The organism is Roseibium sp. (genome assembly GCF_025698965.1).
Classification (GTDB): domain Bacteria; phylum Pseudomonadota; class Alphaproteobacteria; order Rhizobiales; family Stappiaceae; genus Roseibium.
Map to the genome: position 1 here is coordinate 1 of NZ_JAILWL010000359.1, position 6,818 is coordinate 6,818.

Here is a 6,818-nt window from a genome sequence, read left to right on the forward strand (position 1 = left end):
CATTCCAGACACAGATCCGATCCCAGAGATAGACCGCCGTCACGAGAATAACGACCGGGAGTACCCATCTGCCGATGGTCTCGATCCGGGCGGCGCGCGCGCGTTTCATTTCTTCCGCGTCAAGAGGGATCGCCGATCTCTCCTGTTCAAGAGCCTGTTTGGCTGCAATAGCAACGCTCATGTCAGTCCCCCTGTTCGGGACGAGCGCTCGGGATCAAAGATGATCCCCCGCCCCCATCGCCACGTGCAATGCTTCGGAAACCTCCCGGCAAAAGCCGGAATAAACTGTGGATGTCCGGAATGTCTCGTCGCGCGGATACGGCGCATCGATCGCCAAGTCATTCACGATACGACCAGGCCGGGCGGCCATCACGACAATCCGGTTGGAAAGATAAACGGACTCGAATACCGAGTGTGTCACGAACACAACCGTCCAGCCGAAGGTCTCCCAAAGGTGCAGGAGATCGTTGTTCAGCTTGAACCTTGTTATCTCGTCGAGAGCTGCAAAAGGTTCGTCCATGAGGAGAATCTTCGGCTTGGTGATCAACGCACGGGCAATTGAGACGCGCATTTTCATACCGCCCGACAATTCCCTCGGGTAGCTTTGCGCAAATTGCTCCAGTCCGACCATCTGAAGGGCTTCCATCACACGGTCATGCGCCGTTTTTTTCGAAACGCCCTTGAGGCGTAACGGCAGCCAGACGTTGCCGAAAACGGTCGCCCACGGCATCAGGGTCGGCTCCTGAAACACGAAGCTCAGTTCATGGTCCTTCTGCTTCGACTTTTCCTGCGGCCACTCGACCCGGCCTGATGTCGGGCTGATCAGACTTGTAATAATCCTGAGCGCAGTGGATTTGCCACAACCGGAAGGCCCCAGAAGCGAAACGAATTCCCCTTCCCGAATGTCGAGCGACAAATCGTTCAGAGCGACTGTCCCGTTGGAAAACGTCTTGGAGATACCGTTCAGCGAGACAATCGCGGGACTTTCCCCCGAAGTGTTGAGCATTTTTTTCTGTACCATGGCCGTCATTGATTCACTGCCCGGCCATGGTTGCATTTTTTCCGCACATCACGAAGCTGTCCTGCCCTTAGTTGCTTTCCAGCTTCTTCTTCAGATCAAGGCCTACACCCTTGTTCACGAACTGAAGCGTGTAGGATTTGGAATAGTCGACATCGCTGTTGACGACGCCCGCCGCCACCATCTTTTCAAAGAAGGATTTGTTGCGCTCATCGCTCATGGCACCAATGCCCATCGTGAGCGCGTCTCCACTGTCGACGATGCCGAATTCCTTCAGCTTCTCAATCGAAAAGGCAAGCTGCCCGTCAGACATTCCAGGATTGTCCTTTTTGATCATCTCCAGTGCTTTTGAATTGTCACCATAGAGAAAGTTGACCCAGCCGATGGCCGACCCGTCGACGAAACACTGGACGACCTCAGGCTTGCCTTCGACCAGTTCCAGCGTGGTTTCAACTGTTGTGGAATAAGTGTCGTAACCAAAATCGGCAATCAGGAAGATATTGGGTTTGAACCCGCCTTCGGTCTCGATGGCGTAAGGTTCCGAGGTGACATACCCCTGCTGCCCCAGACGTTTGTCGGCCAGAAACGGTGCCGAATTATAGGTGTAGGGCCGAACCTGTTCGTCGGTAAAACCGTACTCGGACTTCATCCATTGATAAAAGGAATTCAGGCCGCCTTTGCCGATCAGCAAATTGATGCCTTTCAGGCTGTCCCATGTATCCAGTCCCTGATCGGGATGGGTCATCAGAATTTGCGGTTCTTTTTGAAAATGTGCCGCGACAACTGTCGTCGGGATGCCCTGTTCGATTGCGGAAAAGGCCTGCAGCATGTTGCCGCCCATCAGGAAATCGATCTTTCCGACCGGTAGAAGAATCCTGTTATTGGCTTGTGGTCCGCCCGGCTTGATCTCGACTTCGATCCCGCACTCCTCGTAGGTGCCGTCGGCAACAGCCTGATAGTAGCCACCATGCTCGGCCTGCGCGACCCAGTTGGTTCCGAACGTAACCTTCTCCAGTGCATGCGCGCTTGTCGACGTCATCAAAACAAGCGCTGCAATTCCAATTTTTCCAGAAAGTTTCATCAGTCCGCCTTCCCCGTTTTCTTCGAACACCGCGCAGGTCAAACTGCCCGCAACGGGCCGAATGCTCTGCCGCTGTGCCTCCGAAAGGCCCTGAGAGCGGAACAGAATTTTGAGCCAGAACTAAAAAACTCGGCTCGTGTAGATATGTTGCCAGTGATTGTCGCCACTCGCAACAACGAAACATTTACACATCAGCCTTGCCGTGTCAGCATAAAAAATAGCCATGACTACATTTTCAGCAGCAGCTAACAAATTGCGCAGGAATGCAATTTGCCCAAGACTCCAGCACCATAGCTCACCATTTAAGACAGGATTGTGAATAGTGACGAGCGCTCACACACCAACAGACATTCGCCCTCCTTTCGCCCGCTACAGTCACGCCGTCGAGGTTCCGCCAGGCCACCGCCTGCTCGTTGCATCCGGCCAACTGGGCATTACAAAGGACGACACAGTCCCGGTCGGAGTTGAAGACCAGACGCGGCAGTGCTTTGAAAACATCAGGTCTATTCTGCGCGATGCCGGTATGAGCCTGGCGGATATCGTGCGCATCAACGCCTATGTTACCGACCGGTCTCATCTGCCAGGCTACATGAAGGCTCGCGATGAATATGTTTCCGATCCACCTCCGGCCTCGACGCTGATGATCGTTTCCGGTTTCGCCAGGGAGGAGTTTGTCGTGGAGATCGAAGTTCTTGCTGCGGCAGAATAAAACCCAAAGAAACCTATTATTTCTGAGTTTTATGAGAATAATCTAATGAATAACATTAACTTACCAAGGCACTATTGGCATGAAATGACGACGATGGACCTTGCCGATCCGAACGCAAAGGACTGGATCGCAATCCTGCCTGTCGCGGCCATCGAGCAGCACGGTCCGCATCTTCCCGTCTTTACCGATACAGCCATTGCCGAAGGACAGGTCCGGCGCGTGATTGAATTGCTGCCTGAAAACCTTCCCGTCTCATTTCTACCAGTGCAGGCGATCGGCAAATCCAATGAACACATCTCCTCCCCCGGCACACTCACACTTTCCTGGGAAACGGCCCTTAACGCCTGGCTGGACATTGGTAACAGCATTGCCCGTGCCGGCATCCGAAAACTTGTTCTGGTCAACTCCCATGGCGGCAACGTTCCGCTGGTCGATATCATCACACGTGAATTGCGCATTCGACACAACATGCTGGCCGTCGGCACCGCCTGGGCGCGGTTCGGGCAGCCGGAGGGGATTTTTTCAGATCACGAGCTGACTTACGGCATTCATGGCGGCGACGTCGAAACCTCGATCATGCTGCATCTCCACCCCGAACTCGTGCATATGGACAAGGCGGAGAATTTCCGCTCCACCCAGGAGCTGTTCGTCAAGGACTTCAAACACCTCCGAGCCCACGGCCCACACCAGTTCGGTTGGAAGGCACAGGACCTGAACCCGGCCGGCACAGTGGGAGACGCCTCTATCGCGACAGCGGAAAAGGGAAAGAAGTCGTTGGATCACGCGGCACGAGGCTTCGTGGAACTGCTTCAGGATGTGCATGCGTTTGATGTCGGAAGGCTTTCCTGAAACGCATAATCAAGTCGCATGATGCGCTTCAGGTGGCGAAAGGATTCACTGTCGTCGGATGGCTTTTGGTCGGGTTCATGGCTTCGATCTCCACCCGGTAAAGCTTGTTGCCACTCCCGGCCTTGTACATAAGCGCATCGCGATAGGGATTGTGTTCTCCGACCCCCTCGGTCTGCCTATAGAGATCCTCTATCAGGAGGTGGCCAACTTCATGGCAAAGCGTGTGTGCAATCCCCGCAACGCGCGTTTTCCTGCCGAAGGATTGATCCTCGATAACGCACATGCCTGTACCGGATCTCATTGCTCCGCGGGCCTTTACCGGTCGCTCGTCCCCATCCTGGACACTTGCCAACTGACGAACAATGAAAAGGTTCACGGTTTTCACCTGCAACGCACTCGAGCTTTGGGGAAACTGCTGTTTGCGCATGAATGGACTGAGATACTTCCATTCATCCTTCTTGGAATTGACGGTATCCTCACGCACAACAAACCCAAGATGACGACCGATCTCCTTATGTGAAAGAAAATTGTCGCCCATCAATCGTAATTCAACATTGCACTGGGGTTTGAGAATTTCCCTGTTTGCGATTTGAAACACCGTGCGCAGTTCGTCGGGTGAGACCCTGCATTTCAGTCCAGGGCCATGCTCCACGTAAAACGCAAAAACCGGCACGATCCTTTTCGGCTTCACGGAGATGTACACGCGCGCATGTTTTCCGTCCTGAAAGAGATCAATCTTGCAGTCTTTGCAAGGCTTCAGCCCCTTGACCACGAGACTCTGATCTTCAATCCAGGCCTTGAGGACGGTCTTTTTGCCAGGCACACTTACATGCCCCTGATCATCGATCATCTTGCTCCAGATCTTTACCGGAGCAGCTGCATTGATTCCGAGCACAATTGTGCGCTCGCCGCCCTCCGGCACCATGATCCAGGCGCCGTCCCGCGACGGCTGCATCTTGACCTGCAAAGGCCCGAGGATCTGCGAGGGAGGTGGATAGGTATCAAATCCGCGCGCGCCATCCAGCGCTCCGTAAATCGGGATCTTGGGCATCGAGGATGGATCGACCGGAGGTTCGGGAGGGTCCGGTTTGTCGGGTTTCGGATCGACTTTTGGGCCGGAAGGATTTGGACTGGCCTTCCATTTCTCCTTCGACGCCGGATCGTTCAAGGCCGAGAGTGTTTTACCGTTTGGGTCAACGCGTTGATCCGGATTGAAAAATCCGACGACTTTATTTTGAAAATCTCCGATCATCCCTTTGGTCAAGGGACCGTAAAACCCGTCCTCGACGAGCGGAACACGAGTGTCATCCAGCAACAGGTTCAAGCGTTCCTGCACGGTTCTGACGTCCGCAATATTGTTTTGCCCCCGATAGCCGACGGATCGGCCAATTCTGATTTCAGGCAATGCAATCATGTGTCCACCTCGTCGCGAATGTGCTCGGTGTCAGACCTGTCAGAAACGCGCCCAAATGGTGAGCACCCGCTCAACAGGCTATCTAATATCAAGAAACAAATTGTTGTCGGGCAGATTGCCCGGCTCCTGTCCTTAGCTAACAAATTGCGGAGAAGTTGACTGTGATCACCACCACAACTTCACGTTATCAGCGCAAACTGGCAATCGGGCATCCTCGAAGCTGGTCTGGGTGTGTTGCAAACGAAAACAACACGACGCAAAACCTGTGCTCAATAAAGCAGAACAGGATTTTTCAGGTGAACTCGAGTTGACTGGAATTCAACTTGCCTTTGTAGCGCGATTGATCTAACGCCCTCTCCATAGGAAAACAGTACGATATCATGATGGAAAGACCGCCATATACCGCGGCTATTGATCGATTAGACCTGCTTGATCGCCTCGCAGATTTCGATCCCGTCACAATCGGAACTCCTCCGCTTGGAATAGCAACGGAAACCAGCGATATCGACGTTGCGTGCTTTTCGGAGAACCTTGAACGCTTCAGAACATTTGCTGTGCGTGAATTCGGCGACATTGAAGGCTTTGCGGCGCGAACCAGCGTTCACGCCGGAATGCAGGCAATCGTGGTTTCGTTCCAATCATCTGGTTGGGAAATCGAACTGTTTTGTCAGGCACTCAGAACGGCCGAACAATGGGGCGTCCGGCACTTCCGCATCGAAAAACGACTTATGGAGATTGAACCTCTCCTTGGCAACGAAGTCCTGAACCTAAAGCGACTTGGCCTGAAAACAGAACCTGCATTTGCGCAAATTCTGCAGCTGCCCGGCAATCCGTATGAAGCAATGCTCGATCTGGAGAACCAAACAGATGAAGAATTGCGGAAACTGATTTTCAACCGGATATCAGAGCCCTGATTGCGCCGACAGAGCCGAACACCAACGGGACAGGTCCCGTTTGCAACCAAATACCAATCCCGCGCTCAAGTAGTCCAAGGACCGGCAGCGCAAAATTTGGTGCGGGCGACGGGACTCGAACCCGTACAGCCTAGGGCCGAGGGATTTTAAGTCCCTTGTGTCTACCAGTTCCACCACGCCCGCAGTTTCCTCATCACCTATCCGGCTTGAAAAAAATACGCAAGATCAGGCTGGGAGAATTCAGAACACTTTGCCGAAGTTTCCACGACCCGGTCATTTTGCCTGAACTTGAACTGGAAATTGGCGCCGCCGGACGGTATGTGATCAAATAAGTAGACAAGAAAATTCGAGGTGCCGGTTCAAGATGCTCTCCGTCAGAAGCCGCACCAGCCAAGTGTGAGACACGGTACCCCATGGTCAGCTATATCGACGCCGCTGAAGCCCCGCTTAAAAACACAGGCCAGGTTCGCCTTTACGGACCTGACGATTTTGACGGCATGATGCGCGCCGGGCAGTTGACGGCTGCCTGCCTCGATGAACTGGCCGACATCGTCAAACCAGGGACAACCACGCAGGAAATCGATGATTTCGTCTATCAGTACGGCATGGACAACAATGCCATTCCGGCAACGCTGAACTATCGCGGCTACACGAAATCAAGTTGCACATCGATCAACCATGTTGTCTGTCACGGCATTCCCAACAACAAGTCGCTCCGGGAAGGTGACATTCTAAACATCGACGTCACATTCATTCTGGACGGCTGGCACGGGGATTCCAGCCGCATGTATCCGGTCGGAAACCTCAAGCGGGCCGCCGAGCGGCTGATAGAC

7 protein-coding genes, 1 tRNA gene and 1 pseudogene are annotated in these 6,818 nt (G+C 53.6%); 4 read left to right on the top strand and 5 right to left on the bottom strand.

The window, feature by feature from the left end:
- From K5905_RS23710 to K5905_RS23720, 3 genes and pseudogenes are all read right to left on the bottom strand, one after another.
- A pseudogene (locus K5905_RS23710) lies at positions 1 to 181 on the bottom strand (ABC transporter permease); the annotation flags it as partial.
- A 33-nt stretch (positions 182 to 214) separates the two neighbouring features.
- Positions 215 to 1,021, bottom strand: a complete 807-nt coding sequence (locus tag K5905_RS23715; RefSeq protein ID WP_297588601.1) for an ABC transporter ATP-binding protein — start codon at positions 1,019 to 1,021, stop codon at positions 215 to 217.
- Positions 1,022 to 1,088: 67 nt separating this feature from the next.
- Positions 1,089 to 2,099, bottom strand: a complete 1,011-nt coding sequence (locus tag K5905_RS23720) for an ABC transporter substrate-binding protein (protein ID WP_297588586.1) — start codon at positions 2,097 to 2,099, stop codon at positions 1,089 to 1,091.
- Between the two features lie 322 nt (positions 2,100 to 2,421).
- Here K5905_RS23720 and K5905_RS23725 point away from each other — a divergent pair, with 322 nt between their 5' ends.
- Together K5905_RS23725 and K5905_RS23730 are read left to right on the top strand one after the other, a co-directional pair.
- Positions 2,422 to 2,808: a RidA family protein gene (locus K5905_RS23725; protein WP_297588589.1), complete on the top strand. Its 387-nt coding sequence runs from the start codon at positions 2,422 to 2,424 to the stop codon at positions 2,806 to 2,808.
- 45 nt (positions 2,809 to 2,853) lie between these two features.
- Entirely contained in the window at positions 2,854 to 3,657 is an 804-nt protein-coding gene (locus tag K5905_RS23730; protein WP_297588591.1) for a creatininase family protein, read from the top strand.
- 28 nt (positions 3,658 to 3,685) lie between these two features.
- On the opposite strand, the gene K5905_RS23735 is transcribed toward K5905_RS23730, so the two are convergent.
- Positions 3,686 to 5,071 carry a hypothetical protein gene (locus K5905_RS23735; protein ID WP_297588593.1) on the bottom strand — a complete coding sequence of 462 codons (1,386 nt, stop codon included), beginning with the start codon at positions 5,069 to 5,071 and terminating at the stop codon, positions 3,686 to 3,688.
- 383 nt (positions 5,072 to 5,454) lie between these two features.
- Here K5905_RS23735 and K5905_RS23740 point away from each other — a divergent pair, with 383 nt between their 5' ends.
- Positions 5,455 to 5,985, top strand: a complete 531-nt coding sequence (locus K5905_RS23740; RefSeq protein ID WP_297588595.1) for a DUF4269 domain-containing protein — start codon at positions 5,455 to 5,457, stop codon at positions 5,983 to 5,985.
- 97 nt (positions 5,986 to 6,082) lie between these two features.
- On the opposite strand, the gene K5905_RS23745 is transcribed toward K5905_RS23740, so the two are convergent.
- A tRNA-Leu gene (locus K5905_RS23745) sits at positions 6,083 to 6,168 on the bottom strand.
- 230 nt (positions 6,169 to 6,398) lie between these two features.
- On the opposite strand from K5905_RS23745, the gene K5905_RS23750 reads away from it, so the two are divergent.
- A partial coding sequence (locus tag K5905_RS23750) for a M24 family metallopeptidase (RefSeq protein ID WP_297588598.1) occupies positions 6,399 to 6,818 on the top strand: 420 nt, incomplete at its 3' end.

What these genes read in the sequence shown, in the direction of transcription:
- K5905_RS23715 (WP_297588601.1), bottom strand. Translation starts at nt 1,021, where the DNA reads ATGGTACAGAAAAAAATGCTCAACACTTCGGGGGAAAGTCCCGCGATT.
- K5905_RS23720 (WP_297588586.1), bottom strand. Translation starts at nt 2,099, where the DNA reads ATGAAACTTTCTGGAAAAATTGGAATTGCAGCGCTTGTTTTGATGACG.
- K5905_RS23730 (WP_297588591.1), top strand. Translation starts at nt 2,854, where the DNA reads ATGAATAACATTAACTTACCAAGGCACTATTGGCATGAAATGACGACG.
- K5905_RS23735 (WP_297588593.1), bottom strand. Translation starts at nt 5,071, where the DNA reads ATGATTGCATTGCCTGAAATCAGAATTGGCCGATCCGTCGGCTATCGG.
- K5905_RS23740 (WP_297588595.1), top strand. Translation starts at nt 5,455, where the DNA reads ATGGAAAGACCGCCATATACCGCGGCTATTGATCGATTAGACCTGCTT.